Raw genomic sequence first — 16666 nt, 5'->3', positions numbered from 1 at the left:
CCATGACCCTCAACACCTCGCTCGGCACGACCCCGGCCACCGGGTCGGACGGCGCCGCGGGGTCCACGCCGGCGGGGAGCGGTGCGTCCAGCGCACCGCGCCCCGCCGGGCGTCGGCCCGCCAAGCGGCTCGCGGACTGGCGGCAGCGCGCGGAGATCGCCGTCCTCGCCGGTCCCGCCGTGATCGTCTTCGTGACGTTCGTCATCCTGCCCGTCGCCATGGCGGCGTACTACGGGTTCTTCAAGTGGCAGGGCTACGGCCCGCCCACCGACTTCGTCGGGTTGCAGAACTACCTCATCATCTTCCAGGACCAGGCCTTCCACTCGGTCCTCATGCACAACGGCTTCATCGTCGTGCTCTCCCTGGTGCTGCAGGGGCCGATCGCCATCGTGCTCGCACTGCTGCTCAACCAGAAGATGCACGGCCGCGGACTCGTCCGCGTGCTCGTCTTCGTGCCGTACGTCATCTCCGAGGTCATCGTCGGCACGGGGTGGAGCCTGCTCCTGCAGTCCAACGGCGCCGTCAACGACATGCTGCAGACGATCGGCCTCGGCGGCCTGCGGGCGGACTGGCTGTCCAACCCGGACATCGCCATCTGGACGCTGCTCGTGATCATCTCGTGGAAGTACATCGGCTTCGCGGTGATCCTGTTCCTCGCCGGTCTGCAGAGCATCCCCGAGGAGCTGTTCGAGGCGGCTGCGATCGACGGTGCCGGCTACTGGCAGATCCAGCGTCGCATCACCCTGCCGCTGCTCGGCCCGACGATCCGCATCTGGGCGTTCCTGTCCATCATCGGGTCGCTCCAGCTGTTCGACCTCGTCTACATCATCTGGGGGCAGTACATCGCCTCGACCGCCGGCACCTCGACGATGGCCACGTACATGGTCGGCAACGGGCGCAACTCCGGGAACTTCGGCTTCGGCAGCGCGGTCGCCGTCGTGATGTTCGTCATCTCCCTGGCCGTCGCGCTGATCTACCAGCACTTCGTGCTCCGCCGGGACACCGCGGGCGCGATCACCGAGAGGAAGAAGTGATGGCCACCACGAGCATCGTCGCCCCTGGGCGACGGGCGACGCGGGAGCGCCGGTCGAGTGCGGCCATCGGTCGCGCCAACCCGCTCACCTACGTCGTGGCGATCCTGTTCGTCGCCGCCAACCTCGCCCCGGTGCTGTACATCGTGCTGGGCGGGTTCCGGACGAACTCGCAGATCACCACGAGCCCGGCGGGTCTGCCGGCGCCGTTCGAACTCGGCAACTACGGCTCGGTGCTGAGCAGCTCGATCTTCTGGCGTGAGCTCGGCAACTCGACGATCAGCGCCGTCGCCACCACCGCCGGTGTCGTCGTGCTCGGCCTGATGGTGAGCTACGTGCTCGCCCGCTACCGGTTCGCCGGCCGCGGCGCGCTCTACGCCCTGTTCGCCGCCGGCCTGATGTTCCCGATCACCGTCGCGATCACGCCGCTGTACCTGCTCATCAAGGACCTCGGTCTCACGAACAGCCTGGCCGGCGTGATCCTGCCGCAGATCGCCTTCGCCCTGCCGACGACGGTCATCATCCTGGTGCCGTTCCTCCGGGCCATCCCCGACGAGCTCGAGGAGGCCGCGTCCATCGACGGCGCCAGCCGCCTCGGCTTCTTCTTCCGGATGATCGTGCCGCTGTCCCTGCCCGGTGTCGTGACGGTCGGCATCCTGGCGTTCATCGCCAGCTGGAACAGCTACATCCTGCCGCTGTTCATCCTCAACAACGAGGGCAGCTACACCCTGCCGCTCGGTGTGCAGGCGTTCTCGTCGCAGTACTCGGTCGACACCGCCAAGGTGCTCGCGTTCACGTCCATGTCGATGATCCCCGCCCTCGTGTTCTTCACGATCTTCCAGCGTCGGATCGTCGGCGGGCTCACCGGGGCGGTCAAGGGATGACGATCACGAACCAGCCCCGGCACACGTCGGGGGACCGCGCCGTCGGCGCGGCCCGGACCGACCTGGCGGACCCGACCCCGGGCCTCCCGGCCGTCCCCGAGGTGAGTGACCGCGTCCGCGACCTGCTCGCCCGGATGACCCTCGAGGAGAAGGCGGCGCAGATCGTCGGCTACTGGCTCGACCAGAACGGCGTCGTCGCCCCCATGCAGGGCGAGATGGCGGCCGCGCAGGACGCCCAGGCGACCCTGCCGGAGGTCACCCGCGACGGCATCGGGCACTACACCCGCGTCTACGGGACCCGACCGGTCGACGCCGAGGAGCGAGCCGCGTGGCTCTGGCAGGAGCAGCGGCGCCTGAAGCGGGAGACCCGACTCGGCATCCCCGCGCTCGTGCACGAGGAGTGCCTCACCGGGCTCGCCGCGTGGAAGGCCGCGACCTTCCCGACCCCGCTCGCGTGGGGTGCGTCGTTCGACCCGGAGCTCGTCGAGCAGGTCGGCCGCGCCATCGGCGACTCGATGCGCGAACTCGGCATCCACCAGGGCCTCGCCCCGGTGCTCGACGTCATCCGGGACCCCCGCTGGGGCCGGGTGGACGAGTGCATCGCCGAGGACCCGTACCTCGTCGGGACCGTCGGCACCGCCTACGTCCGCGGACTGCAGGACGCCGGCGTGCACGCCACGCTGAAGCACTTCCTCGGCTACTCGTCATCGCGGGGTGGACGGAACCACGGACCGGTGTCCGCCGGGCCGCGGGAGATCCGCGACGTGTTCCTGCCGCCGTTCGAGATGGCACTGCTCGACGGGAACGCCCGTTCGGTCATGAACTCGTACACCGAGACCGACGGTGTCCCGATGGCGGCCAGCCCCGAGTACCTGACCGGGGTGCTCCGTGAGCAGCTCGGCTTCGACGGCACCGTCGTCGCGGACTACTTCGCTGTCGCCTTCCTCGAGGTCATGCACGCCGTCGCCGCCGACCGTGGGGAAGCGGCAGCGCTCGCCCTCGAGGCCGGCATCGACGTCGAGCTGCCCACCGGTGACGCGTACCTGCAGCCGCTCGTCGACCGGGTGCGGTCCGGGCAGTTCGACGAGGCGTTCGTCGACCGTGCCGTCCTCCGTGCGCTCGCGCAGAAGGAGGCGCTCGGCCTGCTCGACGCAGACGCGTACGAGGACGAGCCGCCCACCGGGGTCGACCTCGACTCGCCGCGGCACCAGGCCCTCGCCCGACGGCTCGCCGAGGAATCCGTCGTGCTGCTCGCCAACGACGGCGTGCTCCCGGTCCGGCGGACACCGCGCTCCGTCGCGGTCATCGGCCCGAACGCCGACCGGGCCGAGGCCCTGCAGGGCTGCTACTCGTTCGCGAACCACGTCCTGGCCGCTCACCCCGGGCTGCCGCTCGGGTTCTCCATCCCGACCGTGGCCGAGGCACTGACCGACGCGCTCGCCGGCGCATCGGTCCGTGTCGTCGAGGGCTGCACGGTCGAGGGGGAGGACCGGACCGGCATCGCCGCTGCCGTCTCCGCCGCTGCCGACGCCGAGCTCGCCGTCGTCGTCGTCGGCGACCAGGCCGGCCTCTTCGGGCGCGGCACCGTCGGCGAGGGCAACGACTCCGAGTCGCTCGACCTGCCCGGCGTGCAGCGCGACCTGGTGGAGGCCGTGGTCGCCACCGGCACGCCCGTCGTCCTGGTGCTCCTCACCGGCCGCCCGTACGCGATCAGCTGGGCGCTCGACGGGGACCAGCCCCGTCCGGCGGCGGTGCTGCAGGCGTTCTTCCCCGGCGAGGGCGGCGGACTCGCGATCGCCGACGTCGTCACCGGGCGGGTGAACCCCTCCGGTCGCCTGCCGGTCTCGCTGCCCCGGTCCGCGGGGGCGCAGCCGTACTCGTACCTGCACCCGGTGCTCGGCGGTCCGTCGGACGTCACCGCGACCGACTCCACGCCGGTCCGGCCGTTCGGCTTCGGCCTGTCGTACGCGTCCTTCGCGTACTCGGACCTGGTCGTCGACGGCTCGGTGCAGGCCGGGGGCACCTTCACCGCGAGCGTCACCGTGACGAACACCAGCTCGGTCGCGGGTGGGCACGTCGTGCAGCTCTTCGGGCACGACGTCCACGGCTCGGTCACCCGGCCCGTCGTGCAGCTGCTCGGCTACGCACGTGTCGACCTCGACGCGGGGGAGACCGTCCGGCTCGCGTTCACGGTGCCCACCACGCGTCTGGCGTTCAGCGACCGGCGCATGGTCCGGATCGTCGAGCCCGGTGACGTCGAGGTGTGGGTCGGGTCGCACGCGGCGGCCTCTGCTTCCGTCGCGGACGTCGACGCGTCGACCGGCGGCGCGATCGTCAACGAGCGAGCGACCGCGGCGCCGGCGGTGCCCGGCACGGCGACTCCGCGAGCGCGGATCGCGGTCGTGGGGCCCGTCCACGAGGTGACCACCCGCGACGCGCGACTGGTCACCTGGGAGGTCGTCGGCTGACGGGGAACCAGCCGGAGACGCCCACCGCGGGGAGCGCGGTGCGTCGGACGGGAGGCCCGTGACCAGTCGGTCGCGGGCCTCCCGTCCGTCGTGCCCACTGCACGGTCCCCGCCTGGCGACGGCCCTCGGGCTGCGGTCTGCGAACGGTGTCGCTCAGCACGGAGCGCCCGCCGGCCGCCCGCCCTGGGTGGCGCGGAAGCAGCGCTGCCGATGGCGACCGGCGGGCTGACAGCGGGCTCCATCGCCCTCGGGCTGGGTGTCCAGCTGTGGGCGTCGGCGTGGGGGCGTCGCGGGGTCTGCGCGGGGACCGGGCGCCGGTCGTCAGACCGCGCGCAGGGCGATCTGGACCGCGACGACGAACGGGAGGACCCCGAGCGCCGCGGAAGCGGCCGCGAGCCAGATTGCGGTGGTCCGACCGGCGACCCGCCGGAGACCGACCGCGACGGCCACCGCGACGAGGGCGAGCGGGAAGGTCCACAGCGTCGCCCGCGCCGGCCACGCCCACGGTGCCCAGGCTCGTTCGCTCTCGTACGGCGCATCGATCGACGCCACGAGCCCGACGATGACGACGACGGTCTCGATGCCGGGCGGCACCGCGATGAGGACGTCGCGCAGCACACGCCACCGGTCCGGCCGATGGACTCGTGGTTCCTCCCCCATGTCGCGAGGCTACCGGGCACGGGTGCCCGTGCGTCCCCGGGCGTCCGCACGGGCTGTCCGCTGCGGACGGGTCGACTCCTGACCAGTCGCGGTGGTTCCCGTCCCTAGGGTGGGGGGATGCCCACGCTGAACCGCATGCCCGTCCTGCTCGCCACCGGCTCGATCGCCATCCCGGTCGCGGAGGCCCTGGTCGCCCTGCCGTTCGAGGTGCTGCAACGCATCGAGGCCGCGCCGATCGACCCCGAGCTCGCCGACACCGCGGCGTTCTCCGAGGCGTACGGCTTCCCGGTCGCGGGCGGCGCGAACTGCATCGTCGTCGCGGGCAAGCGGGGTGACACCGTGACGTACGCGGCCTGCGTCGTGCTCGCCTCCACGAAGCTCGACGTGAACCGCACCGTGAAGGGGTTGCTCGGCGCCCGGAAGGTCAGCTTCGCGCCGATGGAGGACGCCGTGGAGCGCACCGGCATGGAGTACGGCGGGATCACCCCGATCGGGCTGCCCGCCGACTGGTCCGTGTACGTCGACGCACGGGTGCTCGAGGCGCCCGAGGTCGTCATCGGTGCGGGCGTGCGCGGGGCGAAGCTGTTCCTGCCCGGTGCGGTGCTCGCCGCGTTGCCCCGGGTCGAGGTCGTCGAGGGGCTCGCGGTCGAACCCGCCGCCGACGCCGACGCGGCCGATGTCGATGCCGATGCCGATGCCGATGCAGGCACCGGTACGGGCTCCGAGCAGGTCGGCTGACGGCTCGCGGTCAGTCCTGCGGTCGGACCAGGCAGAACGGGTGCCCGGCCGGGTCGAGGTAGACGCGGAACGTGTCCGTCCCCTCGCCGGTCGCGGCCGCTCCGATCGCCAGCACGGCTCGCTCGCCCGCGTCGAGGTCGTCGACCTTGACGTCGAGGTGGGCCTGCTGCGGCACGTCCTGCCCGGGCCACACCGGCGCTCGGTAGTCGTCGACCCGTTGGAAGGCGAGCAGGGGGCGGTGCCCGGCGAACGGCAGGGTGACCTCCACCCACTCGTCGTCCGGAGTGAGCGTCTCGGCCTCCTCGACGACGCCCCCGAGGAGCTCGGCGTAGAAGCGGGCGAGGGCCGCGGGGTCCGGGCAGTCGAGGACGACGACGTCGAGTGAGCCGATCATGGCGGTCACCGTAGTCCTCGTGGGCAGGAGCCGTCCTCCGGTCAGCGTGAGGCCGCGGTGAGGGCCTTCGTGATCCGCTGCAGGGAGACGGTCTCGGCGGTGCCGAGCTCCTGCGCGAACAGACTGAGGCGGAACTCCTCGAGCATCCACCGGGCGTGCACGAGCTCCGGATGCGACCCCACGACCGGCGGGAACGCGCCCCCGGCCTCGACGTAGCGATCGGTCGCGCCGGTGACCTCGCGCATCCAGCCGGCGTCCCGGCCGGGGTTCTGCAGGAGCTTCGTCACCCGGGCCTCGATGCCCTGCAGGTACACGCGGATGCGTCGCAGCCGGTCGAGTCCGGCGACCGAGACGAACCCGGCGAAGACCAGCCGTTCCATCTGCTGGCGCATGTCCGACAGTGCCGGCAGCAGCGCCATGTTCGTCGCCTGCTTCAGCGCCCGCTCGGCGTTCCGCTGCGCGGTGAGGACGGCCGCGACCTCGGACACGGCGGTGAACATCGTGTCCACCACCGTCGCGGAGACCGCATCCCGGACCTGCTCGAACGCTGCCCGGGTGAAGACGAGACCGTCCGGGTGGGTCCGGCGGATCCCGGCGTCGACCACGGCGGCCAGGACGTCGTCGAACAGCGCCGACGTGGACGGGTAGGGACTCGCGGCGAGGGCGAGCTTCTCCTGCGCGGTGAGGTGCTGCTGGATGTAGGAGACGGGGGACGGCACCGCGAGCATGACGAGTCGACGCACCCCCGCGGGCATCTGGACGGCGCGGTCTCCCGGCGTCGCGAGGAGCTGCACGCCGACGGTCGCCTTCGGCCCGCTGCCCTCCTCGACGAGTGCCGGGTAGGCGCGGATCACCCCACCGGCCTGCTTCGTGTCGAGCACCTCGGGCAGGTCCTCGTCCGGCCAAGCGGTCAGGCCGGACCGTTCGATGCGGCGACCCGAGCCGGCGTCCGCGACCCGGGACGAGCCTCCCGGCCGGCCCTGCCGCTGCGTGGCGGCGGCGACGCTCTGCTGCGTGCGGTCCTTCAGCTTGGTCTGCAGGGCGGCGAGGTCCTTGCCGGCCTCGACCCGGCGTCCGCGTTCGTCGACGACCGCGTACGTCGGCAACAGGTGCGCGGGCACCCGCGACATGTCGAAGTCGGACTCGGAGACGGGCACGTGCACGAGCCGCTGGATCGTCTTCGCCAGGGTCGCGCGGAAGCTCTCGGTCGGCGTCGTCGGGGCGTCGTCCGGCAGTTCGGCGACGATCTTCTCCGCCCAGTCCGCGGCTGGGACGACGTTCTTGCGGATCTGCTTCGGCAGCGCCTTGATGAGCGCGGTGACGAGTTCCTTCCGGAGCCCGCGGACCTGCCAGTCGAAGCCCTCTTCCCGCATGCGCGGCAGGACGGCGAGCGGCACCTGGACGCTCACGCCGTCGTCTTCGGCGCCGGGCTCGAAGCGGTAGCGGACGGCGAGGCGCTGGTCGCCGCTCCGCCACTGGGTCGGGTACTCGGCGTCGTCCTCAGCGGCGGATGCGGCGGACTCGTCGAGGAGGTCCTCGCGGCGCATCGTGAGGAGGTCGGGCTGGTCGCGGCGCGTCCTGCGCCACCAGCCTTCGAAGTCGCGGGTCGTGGCGACCTCGGCGGGGATGCGGGCGTCGTAGAACTCGACGACCGTCTCGTCGTCGAGCAGGATGTCCCGTCGTCGGGTCCGCTCCTCGAGCTGTTCGAGTTCACGCCGGAGCTTCCGGTTCGCGCGGTCGAACGCCTGCTGCGAGTCCCATTCACCCTCGACCAGGGCGTGCCGGATGAACAGCTCCCGCGAGTGCACCGGGTCGATCCGGTTGTACTGCACCCGGCGTCGCTGGACGATCGGCACACCGAACAGCGTGACGCGCTCGAACGCGACGACCGCGCCCTGCTTCTTCTCCCAGTGCGGTTCGCCGTAGGTGCGCTTGAGCAGGTCACCCGCCAGGGGCTCCACCCACGCTGGGTCGATGCGTGCGACTGTCCGGGCGAACAGACGGCTGGTCTCGACGAGTTCGGCGGCCATCACCGCGTCCGGCTGCTTCTTCGCGAGCACGCTGCCCGGGAACACCACGAAGCGGGTGTTCCGCGAACCGAGGTAGTCGCGCTTCTCACGGTCGCGCAGGCCGATCTGGCTGAGGAGCCCGGCGAGCAACGCGCGGTGGACCGAGTCGGGGTCGTCCTTGCGCTCCTTGCCGACGTGGATCCCGACCTGCTTCGCCGCCCTCGAGAGCTGGCGGTACAGGTCCTGCCACTCGCGGATGCGGAGGTGGTTGAGGAACTCCGCCTTGCACATCCGGCGGAACGCGCTCGAGGACAGTTCCTCCTGCTTCTCCTCCAGGTGGTTCCAGAGGCCGAGCAGGGTCAGGAAGTCGCTGGTGGGGTCGGCGAAGCGCGCGTGCAGCTGGTCGGCCTGCGCGCGCTTCTCGAGTGGACGCTCACGCGGGTCCTGGATGCTGAGGGCCGAGACGATGGCGATGACCTCCCGGCCGACGCCCTGCCGGCTCGCCTCGAGCACCATCCGACCCAGGCGGGGGTCGATCGGCAGCCGCGTCAGCTGCTTGCCCGTCTTCGTGATGGCGCCGGCCGTGTCGACGGCGCGGAGTTCCCGCAGCAGGTCGAGGCCGTCCTTCACGCCGCGCGAGTCCGGCGGCTGCAGGAACGGGAACGACTCGATGTCACCGAAGCCGAGGGAGATCATCTGCAGGATGACGGCGGCCAGGTTCGTCCGGAGGATCTCCGGGTCGGTGTACTCGGGACGACGGTCGAAGTCGTCCTCCGAGTACAGGCGGATCGCGATGCCCGCGCTCGTGCGGCCGGCTCGACCGGAGCGCTGGTTCGCGGACGCCTGCGAGATCGCCTCGATCGGCAGTCGCTGCACCTTGGCGCGGGGAGAGTACCGCGAGATGCGGGCCGTCCCGGTGTCGATGACGTACTTGATGCCGGGGACCGTCAGGGAGGTCTCGGCGACGTTCGTCGCCAGCACCACCCGACGGCGGACGCCCGGCGTCGTCGAGCGCTGGAACACCCGGTGCTGGTCGGCTGCGGACAACCGCCCGTACAGCGGCAGGACCTCGGTTCCCGGGTAGTGCTTGCCCTCGATGGCGTCCTGGGCGTCGCGGATCTCGTTCTCGCCGGACAGGAACACGAGGACGTCGCCCGGGTCCTCGCGGGCGAGTTCGTCCAGCGCGTCCGTGATGCCCTGCAGCGGGTCCCGGTCATCGCCGGCCGTCGGGCTCCCGGTGCGGCCCGCGGCGCCGCCCTTCGACGTCGCCGGTCGGGTGCCGGCAGGACGCTCGTCGAACTCGTCCTCGTCCTCGTCGTCGCCAGCGGCGTCCTCGTCGGCGACGAGCGGCCGGTAGCGGATCTCCACCGGGTAGGTGCGCCCGGACACCTCGACGATCGGGGCGCCGCCGAAGTGCTGTGAGAACGACTCCGGGTCGATCGTGGCACTCGTGATGATGAGCTTGAGGTCGGGCCGGCGGGGGAGGAGTCGCTTGAGGTACCCGAGCAGGAAGTCGATGGTGAGGGACCGCTCGTGCGCCTCGTCGATGATGATCGTGTCGTACCGCTCGAGGTCCCGGTCGAAGTGGATCTCGTTCAGCAGGATGCCGTCGGTCATCAGCTTGATACGGGTGTTCGCGCTCACCTTGTCGGTGAAGCGGACCTGGTACCCGACCAGGTCGCCCAGCTCACCGCCGAGCTCGTCGGCCACTCGCTCGGCGATCGTCCGCGCGGCGATGCGGCGGGGCTGCGTGTGGCCGATGTTCTCGCGTCCGAGTTCCAGGCAGATCTTCGGCAGCTGCGTCGTCTTGCCCGAACCCGTCGCCCCGGCCACGATGACGACCTGGTTGTCGCGGATCGCAGCGGCGATGTCGTCGCGCCGCTGGGAGACGGGCAGTTCCGGCGGGTACGTGATGACGGGGGGATTCGACATGAGCATTCCAGGATACCGCCCGGGCGGGTCCACCATCAGACGAGTTGCGCCGCGAGCTCGTCGGCGGTGCGTGCCGGCAGGGCGCAGACGCGGTCGTGGCAGACGTAGGTCACGCCGTCCGCGGTGTCCCGTCCCTCCATGAGCGTGAACCCGGCTTCCGCCCACTCGGCCGCCTGCGCTCGCGTCAGCACCGCGGTGATCGTCCCGGGCCGACGTGTGGACCGGAGGGCGCGCAGCATCGCTGTCACCTCGGGCACTGACCGGTCGTCAGCGACGAGGACGACCTCGCGCGAGGGACGCTGCAGGGCGAGCGCGAGTCCGAGGGCGTCGGCGTGCCCGAGCGGGCGATCCACTCCGGTCCGCGCGCGGTCGGCGATGAGCCGTGCCGCAGCGGTCCGCCGATCGTCGTCCCCGGTCAGTGCGGCGAGGACCGCAGCCGCGCTCGCGAGCGCGACGGTCCCCGACCGGAGCGCGGTCTGCGGCTGCTCGCCGGTCGCCGTCCCGGCCGCGGCGAGGACCGGGTCGACCTCGAGTGCACCGGACAGGCCGTCGTCGACGAGCGTCCTGGCGATCGTCGCGTAGCGCAGCTCGCCCGTCGCGAGCGCGAGTTCGAGGAGCCCCTCGGCGAACAGCCCGAGGTCCTCCAGGGTCGGCGCCGCCGCCGACGTACCGGCACCCGAGCTCGAGCGGACGGTGACGTGCCCGTCCCGGAGGTGTGCGGCGATGACCGCGTCCGCCGCGGCACGAGCGAGGTCGATCATCTCGTCGTCCCCGCTTCGTGCTCCGGCTGACACCAATCCTCGGACCGCCAGGCCGTTCCACCCGGTCAGGACCTGGTCGTCGAGCGGTGGTGGGTCGAGCCGGGTGCGTTCGTCGAGGGGCAGGCGGTACCACTCGCCCTCCACCCGTCGACCGTCGATCGTCGACTCGCTGTCCTGGGCGGCGACGAACGCGCCGTCCGGCCGCCGGAGCGTGTCGCGCAGGAAGTCGGCGATGCCGCGGGCACGAGCGGGGTCGGCGACGGCGAGCAGCCCAGCGTTGTCGTAGAGCATCCGCTCGTAGTGCGGGACGGACCAGTCGCGGCGCGTGGCGTACCGGAAGACACCGCCGTCCGCGTCGGTCAGCTCCGACCCGGCGATGGCGCCCAGCGCGCGGCGGAGGAGACCGCCAGCCGGCTCGACCCCGTCGGCTGCGGCATCACCGAGGAACTCCAACAGCGGCGCGTTCGGGAACTTCGGTGCGCCCCCGAAGCCGCCGTACTCGGCGTCCTCCGCTCGCTCGAGGTCGGTCACGACCCCGCGGATCGCGTCGACGGACGGGAGGCCCGAGCCGGCTCCGTCGGTGCGCCCCGCCTGCGCGGAGGCCGCGTCCGCTTCCGCACCCTGCCGGATCGCCCGCGCGATGGCCGACGCGTTCGCGTCCACCTCCTGCCGACGGTCCCGCCATGCGTCGAGCACCGCGGCCGTGACCTGGCGGAACGACGGGTGCTGCCCGACCGGCTGCGGCGGGTAGTAGGTGCCGGCGTAGAAGACCTGCGCATCCGGCGTCATGAAGACCGTCAGCGGCCAGCCCAGCTGCTCGGTGAAGGCGCTCGCGGCGGCCATCGCGCTCGCGTCGACGTCCGGGCGTTCCTCACGGTCGACCTTGACCGCGACGAAGTCCCGCCGCAGCAGCTCGCCGACCTCCGGGTCGGAGAAGCTCTCCCGGGCCATGACGTGGCACCAGTGGCAGGTGGCGTACCCGATCGACACCAGGACGGGGACACCCCGCTCGCGCGCCTCGGCGAACGCCTCGGCTCCCCACTCCCGCCAGTCCACCGGGTTGGTGGCGTGCTGGCGGAGGTACGGGCTGACCGCGGATCCGAGCCGGTTGTCGTTCATGCACCCAGCGTGCCCCGCCCGGCCTGTGTGGGCGGGCCTCCAGGCCGTCCTGTGGAGGGCGAGCCGCTCAGCCGAGCCCCAACGACAGCAGCGCGAGCGCCGCGTCCTCCGGCCCGTAGTCGAACATCCGGTCCCAGAACGGGTCGTCGGCCCACGGGACGTCGCCGTCCGCGGGGGTCCGGTGGGCGGTCCCGACGAGCCAGTCGACCTCCGACCGGACCGCCTCCGCGAACCGTGGCGGGACCCATCCGAGCGCCCGGGCTGCGGTCGTGTCGAGCACGGACGGGGACGGGGTGGACCACGGCGTGAGTCCGACGAACGCCGGTGCGTCCTCGCCGAGCAGGACCTCGTCGAACGTGTGGCCGAGGTGTCCGGCGACCGTGCGGACGATCTCGAGCGCGGTCGGGGCGGTCTCGTCCGCGACGTTGAGGATCCGGCGGTCCGGGGCCTCCGCGACCAGCCGGACGAGCGAGCCGATGCCGGACGCGGCCGTCGTGTGGTCGACGCTGCGCCCCTGGTCGGCGAGCAGGATCCGCTCCCGTCCGTCGAGGACCCGCCGCACCACGAACCACTCGCGGGGTCGTCCGATCCCGACGCCGTACACCCTGGACGGGCGGAGGACGGTGACCGGTGCGCCGTGGTCGAGCAGCACCTGCTCGGCGGCGACCTTCGCCGCAGCGTACCCGTCGCGGGAGGTCGGGTCGCCGTCGCCCGGCGCGATCGTCGGCTGGAGTTCCGTGACCGCGCCGCCGAACACGGGCTTGTCGACCGAGTTGGCGTGCCGCCCCTGTTCGTCGACGTAGACGGCCTTCGACGACACGAACACGGTCGAGCCGACGTCGTCCAGGAACGGCGCGAGCTGCAGGGCGTCGTCCCGGGTCACGCCGACGGTGTCGACGAGCAGGTCCGCCCCCGGCCGCAGCAGGTCCCGCAGCAGCGCGGTGTCCCGTCGGTCGCCGGGGCGGGCCAGCGCACCGGCGGCGACGAGGTCGTCGGCGACGGGACCGCCGTGCCGCGAGACGATCTCGACGGACCAGTCGTCCCCACCCCGACCCGAGAGGTCGAGGAGTTCGCGGGCGACCTGGGACCCGATGCCGCCGGTCCCGCCGAGGACCACCGCGCGTCTGCTGCTCATGGCGCCAACGCTAGCCCCCGGGCCACGTCGGCTCGGCGGTGTCGACCGCTCCGGTCAGGAGGCGATCGGCTCCCGCCACCACTCGGCCAGCGACCCGTCGTACACGCGGACCTTCTCGTGCCCGAGCATCGTCAGGGCCAGGGCGTCCACGCACGACGCGCTCCCGACCCCGCAGTACGTGACGACCTCGTCCGCCGTCAGGACCGGTGCGAGCGCCTGTTCGAGTTCCGACCGACGGAGGAACGCGTTCGACTCGCCGAGGAGGTCCCGCACCCGGATGGTCGTGGTGCCCGGGACGAGGGGCGGGTGGTCGTCACCGAGGTCCTCGGGGTCTGCGGCGAGGACGAGTGCTGCCGGCTCCGACCCGTCCACGGCGCGGAGCACGCGCGACCGGTCGGCCCACAGCGGGAGTTCCTCGCCCGCGACGAAGGCGTCGTCGTCCGCGGCACGCCGTGGGGTCCGCGAGAGTGCGCCGACGCGGACCGGCCGGCCCTCGTCGCGCCACTTCGCGAACCCGCCGTCGAGCACGGCGACCGTCCGGAAGCCGAAGGAGCGGAAGATCCACCAGAGCCGTGCTGACCACTCGCCGATGCCGTCGTCGTAGACCACGACCGTGGAGGCACGGCTCACGCCGAGCGCGCGGGCTGCGGCCTCGAACCGCTCGGCTCCGGGACGGGTGAAGGGGAGTCCCGTGTCGGGCGAGGAGAACTCCTCGACGAGGTCGGCGTAGACGGCGCCCGGCACGTGGCCGCGGCGCTCGTGGGTGTCGCGCGCCGAGTGCCACGACATGTCGAGGCCGCGGCCGTCCGTGTGCACCGACGCGTCGAGCACGAGCAGGTCGTCCGCACCGAGGTGGTCGGCGAGCCACTGCGTCGAGACGAGCGGCGAGGTCAGGACGGGGGCCATGCCCACACGGTAAACCAGACCCCTGACCCGCGACAGGGTGTGAGCAACGGGGCGACTTGTGCCGCGCGATCCGGCACGGACGGGACGACGCAGCACGGGACGGACACGGCACCGTGCGACCGCGCGGTGCCGTGTCCGTCCCGTGGTGTCGTGCGTCGCAGCAGCTCCGTCGCTCAGTGCGCAGCCGTCGGGATGCTGCCGGTCGTACCGGCCCCGGCCCGCTCGAGACGGGCGACACGGACGGACTGGCGGTTGATGAGCAGTCCGCTGGCGATCGCCACGACCACGAGCACCCCGGCCGAGATCGCGAAGGCGGCGTGGTAGCCGTCGAGCGTGGCCTGCGCCTGCTGGAGCGCCGTCGGAGCCGCGGTCAGCCCGGACAGGCTGCTCTCCACCACGTTCGCGAAGATCGTCGACAGCAGCGCGGTACCGATCGAGCCACCGATCTGCTGCATGGTGTTCACCGTGGCCGACGCGACGCCGGCGTCCGACCGGGCGACCCCGGTCGTGGCGGTGTTCATGGCCGACGAGAAGATCGTCCCCATCCCGAGGCCGATGACGACGAGTGCCGGCAGGACCGTGCCCGCGTAGGAGCTGTCGAGGTCGGTGCGGAGGAGCAGCAGGAGCCCCGTCGCGGCGACGAGTGCCCCGGCGAAGATGAGCACCTTCGGGCCGACGCGGGGGAGCAGGCGACCGCCGATCTGCGTGGCGGAGATCATGATCGACAGCGGCATCGGCAGGAACGCCAGGCCGGTCTGCAGCGCCGAGAACCCGAGGGTCTGCTCGAGGTAGTAGGTCAGGAACAGGAAGATGCCGAACATGCCGATCGCGACGAGGCCGATCGCGACGAACGAACCACCGCGGTCGCGGTCGAGCACGACACGGAGCGGCAGCAGCGGGTGCGCGACCCGGGTCTCGATGACGACGAACGCGGCGATGAGCAGCACGCCGCCGACCAGCATGCCGATCGTGAGCGGGGCGTCCCAGCCGTTCGTCTCGGCGTTCGAGAAGCCGTAGACGACCCCGACGAGACCGGCGGTGATGGTGACGACGCCGGCGACGTCGATGCGCGGACGCTCGACCTTCGGCGGCTTCGCCATGAAGACGAGTGCGCCGATCACGCCGAGGACCGCGAAGACCACGTTGACGTAGAGGCACCAGCGCCACGACGCGTACTCGGTCAGGACGCCACCGAGCAGCAGGCCGATGGCGGCCCCGGACCCGGCGATCGACCCGAAGATGCCGAACGCGCGCCCGCGTTCCTTCGGGTCGCGGAAGGTGGTGGTCAGCATGCCGAGGGCGGACGGGGCGAGCAGCGCACCGAAGACGCCCTGCAGCGCGCGGGCGGCGACGAGCAGCCCGAACGAGTCCGCGAGCCCGCCGAGCACGGAGGCGACGGCGAACCCGACCAGGCCGATGATGAAGGTGTTCTTCCGGCCGAACAGGTCGCCGAGACGACCGCCGAGCAGGAGCAGTGAGCCGAACGCGAGCGAGTACGCCGTGACGATCCACTGGCGCTGGTCGGTGGCGAACCCGAGGTCCTCCTGCGCGGAGGGCAGGGCGATGTTCACGATGGTGGCGTCGAGGACGACCATGAGCTGGGCGAGCGCGATGACCGCCAGGGCGATCCAGCGGTGGTCGGTGCGGGCCGGGGTGGTGCCCGCGGTCGTCGGCGTCGCTCCTGTGGGAGCGGGCGCGGTCTGTTCTGCCGTCATGACAGCCTCCTTCTCGAAGGATGGAAGGGGAGGGGCGCGCGCCGTCGGGCGTCCCGGAGGAGGGTGAAGCGGATGCGCGGCATCCGCTTGTGGTCACTGTACATCGAAACGGAGCAACCGCATCCGCTTGTTCCCAGAGAGGTCGATTACATTCGGTGTGTGAGCACCACCGGACCCGCAGCCGATCTCGATCGGCCTCTCGACCTCGACCGGCCCCTCCGTGCCGACGCGGCGCGGAACCGCGAACTGATCCTGCAGACGGCACGGAAGTGCTTCGCGGAGCGCGGCCTGTCGGTGACCCTGAACGACATCGCCCACGAGGCCGGGGTCGGGGTCGGCACCGTCTACCGACGTTTCGCCGACAAGGACTCCCTGATCGCGGCCCTGCTCAGCGCCAAGTTCGAGGCGCTGAACGCCGCGGCCGCTGCCGCTGCCGAGGAGACCGACCCCCGTGAGTCGCTCCGCCTGTACCTGATGGGCGTGTTCGCCTTCCGCGCCCGCGACCGAGCGCTCGCCGACGCGATCGTCCGCGCGGGCAAGGCCCGACCGTCGGTCATGCAGGAGCGGGACCGTCTCGAGCGGCAGGTCGCCGAGATCATCCGTCGTGCCCGCGAGGCCGGGGTCGTCCGGCCGGGCTTCGACGCCCGTGACCTGCCCATCCTCACGACGATGGTCGGCGCCGTGGCCGACGCGACCCGGAACCACGACCCGGACGCCTGGAAGCGCTACGCCCAGGTCCTCGTCGACGGCGTGCTGCCGCAGGCCCGGCAGGACCCGATGGTCGGCGTGCCGCTCGACCGCGACGCCCTCGAGCGGTCGATGCAGCCGCAGTCCTGACGGCGGCGTCCCAGGTGCCCCCGAGGGCACGCGGATGCGACCGCGCGTGCCCGCGACGGCGCGTGCCTGCGACGGCG

At 72.1% G+C, this 16666-nt stretch carries 12 protein-coding genes; 5 read left to right on the top strand and 7 right to left on the bottom strand.

The annotated features are described in order from the left end of the window. Window positions 1–2: 2 nt before the first annotated feature. From DEI84_RS13610 to DEI84_RS13600, 3 genes are read left to right on the top strand one after another with little or no spacing between them, the layout of a single operon-like run. The gene (locus DEI84_RS13610) at window positions 3–1034 is read left to right on the top strand and encodes a carbohydrate ABC transporter permease (RefSeq protein WP_110825958.1); all 1032 of its coding nucleotides are present in this window, start codon (window positions 3–5) and stop codon (window positions 1032–1034) included. Continuing rightward, window positions 1034–1915 (top strand): carbohydrate ABC transporter permease, encoded by an 882-nt coding sequence (locus DEI84_RS13605; protein WP_110825959.1) that lies wholly within the window; start codon window positions 1034–1036, stop codon window positions 1913–1915. The genes DEI84_RS13610 and DEI84_RS13605 overlap by 1 nt, the downstream gene beginning before the upstream one ends. Beyond that, window positions 1912–4383, top strand: a complete 2472-nt coding sequence (locus DEI84_RS13600) for a glycoside hydrolase family 3 N-terminal domain-containing protein (protein ID WP_110891245.1) — start codon at window positions 1912–1914, stop codon at window positions 4381–4383. Before DEI84_RS13605 ends, DEI84_RS13600 begins: the two co-directional genes overlap by 4 nt. Before the next feature lie 321 nt (window positions 4384–4704). Here the strand turns inward: DEI84_RS13600 and DEI84_RS13595 are convergent, their stop codons facing one another. Then, complete coding sequence (locus DEI84_RS13595) at window positions 4705–5043, bottom strand: hypothetical protein (RefSeq protein ID WP_146236380.1); 339 nt, start codon at window positions 5041–5043, stop codon at window positions 4705–4707. Window positions 5044–5160: 117 nt separating this feature from the next. On the opposite strand from DEI84_RS13595, the gene DEI84_RS13590 reads away from it, so the two are divergent. Beyond that, window positions 5161–5781, top strand: a complete 621-nt coding sequence (locus tag DEI84_RS13590) for a YbaK/EbsC family protein (protein ID WP_110891243.1) — start codon at window positions 5161–5163, stop codon at window positions 5779–5781. A 10-nt stretch (window positions 5782–5791) separates the two neighbouring features. On the opposite strand, the gene DEI84_RS13585 is transcribed toward DEI84_RS13590, so the two are convergent. From DEI84_RS13585 to DEI84_RS13560, 6 genes are all read right to left on the bottom strand, one after another. Continuing rightward, the gene (locus DEI84_RS13585) at window positions 5792–6175 is read right to left on the bottom strand and encodes a VOC family protein (protein WP_110826050.1); all 384 of its coding nucleotides are present in this window, start codon (window positions 6173–6175) and stop codon (window positions 5792–5794) included. Window positions 6176–6216: 41 nt separating this feature from the next. Then, window positions 6217–10116 carry an ATP-dependent RNA helicase HrpA gene (gene hrpA, locus DEI84_RS13580; RefSeq protein WP_110891265.1) on the bottom strand — a complete coding sequence of 1300 codons (3900 nt, stop codon included), beginning with the start codon at window positions 10114–10116 and terminating at the stop codon, window positions 6217–6219. A 35-nt stretch (window positions 10117–10151) separates the two neighbouring features. Then, complete coding sequence (locus tag DEI84_RS13575) at window positions 10152–11996, bottom strand: thioredoxin domain-containing protein (RefSeq protein WP_110891242.1); 1845 nt, start codon at window positions 11994–11996, stop codon at window positions 10152–10154. A 67-nt stretch (window positions 11997–12063) separates the two neighbouring features. Beyond that, window positions 12064–13131, bottom strand: coding sequence for an NAD(P)-dependent oxidoreductase (locus DEI84_RS13570; protein WP_110891241.1), 1068 nt, complete (start codon window positions 13129–13131; stop codon window positions 12064–12066). Window positions 13132–13185: 54 nt separating this feature from the next. After that, window positions 13186–14037 (bottom strand): sulfurtransferase, encoded by an 852-nt coding sequence (locus DEI84_RS13565; RefSeq protein ID WP_110891240.1) that lies wholly within the window; start codon window positions 14035–14037, stop codon window positions 13186–13188. 173 nt (window positions 14038–14210) lie between these two features. After that, on the bottom strand, window positions 14211–15752 hold the full coding sequence (locus DEI84_RS13560; protein WP_110891239.1) for an MFS transporter: 1542 nt from the start codon (window positions 15750–15752) through the stop codon (window positions 14211–14213). Between the two features lie 159 nt (window positions 15753–15911). Between DEI84_RS13560 and DEI84_RS13555 the strand changes: the two genes are divergently transcribed. Then, window positions 15912–16589, top strand: a complete 678-nt coding sequence (locus DEI84_RS13555) for a TetR/AcrR family transcriptional regulator (RefSeq protein WP_181419618.1) — start codon at window positions 15912–15914, stop codon at window positions 16587–16589. Window positions 16590–16666: the final 77 nt, after the last annotated feature.

Source organism: Curtobacterium sp. MCBD17_023, from assembly GCF_003224415.1.
Lineage (GTDB): Bacteria > Actinomycetota > Actinomycetes > Actinomycetales > Microbacteriaceae > Curtobacterium.
Note: the sequence above shows the minus strand (reverse complement) of the source record. Positions and strands in the feature narration are given on the sequence as shown.

Excerpts from the sequence above, each read along its gene's own strand:
- DEI84_RS13610 (WP_110825958.1), top strand. The coding sequence starts at position 3 with ATGACCCTCAACACCTCGCTCGGCACGACCCCGGCCACCGGGTCGGAC.
- DEI84_RS13605 (WP_110825959.1), top strand. The coding sequence starts at position 1,034 with ATGGCCACCACGAGCATCGTCGCCCCTGGGCGACGGGCGACGCGGGAG.
- DEI84_RS13600 (WP_110891245.1), top strand. The coding sequence starts at position 1,912 with ATGACGATCACGAACCAGCCCCGGCACACGTCGGGGGACCGCGCCGTC.
- DEI84_RS13595 (WP_146236380.1), bottom strand. The coding sequence starts at position 5,043 with ATGGGGGAGGAACCACGAGTCCATCGGCCGGACCGGTGGCGTGTGCTG.
- DEI84_RS13590 (WP_110891243.1), top strand. The coding sequence starts at position 5,161 with ATGCCCACGCTGAACCGCATGCCCGTCCTGCTCGCCACCGGCTCGATC.
- DEI84_RS13585 (WP_110826050.1), bottom strand. The coding sequence starts at position 6,175 with ATGATCGGCTCACTCGACGTCGTCGTCCTCGACTGCCCGGACCCCGCG.
- hrpA (WP_110891265.1), bottom strand. The coding sequence starts at position 10,116 with ATGTCGAATCCCCCCGTCATCACGTACCCGCCGGAACTGCCCGTCTCC.
- DEI84_RS13575 (WP_110891242.1), bottom strand. The coding sequence starts at position 11,996 with ATGAACGACAACCGGCTCGGATCCGCGGTCAGCCCGTACCTCCGCCAG.
- DEI84_RS13570 (WP_110891241.1), bottom strand. The coding sequence starts at position 13,131 with ATGAGCAGCAGACGCGCGGTGGTCCTCGGCGGGACCGGCGGCATCGGG.
- DEI84_RS13565 (WP_110891240.1), bottom strand. The coding sequence starts at position 14,037 with ATGGCCCCCGTCCTGACCTCGCCGCTCGTCTCGACGCAGTGGCTCGCC.
- DEI84_RS13560 (WP_110891239.1), bottom strand. The coding sequence starts at position 15,752 with ATGACGGCAGAACAGACCGCGCCCGCTCCCACAGGAGCGACGCCGACG.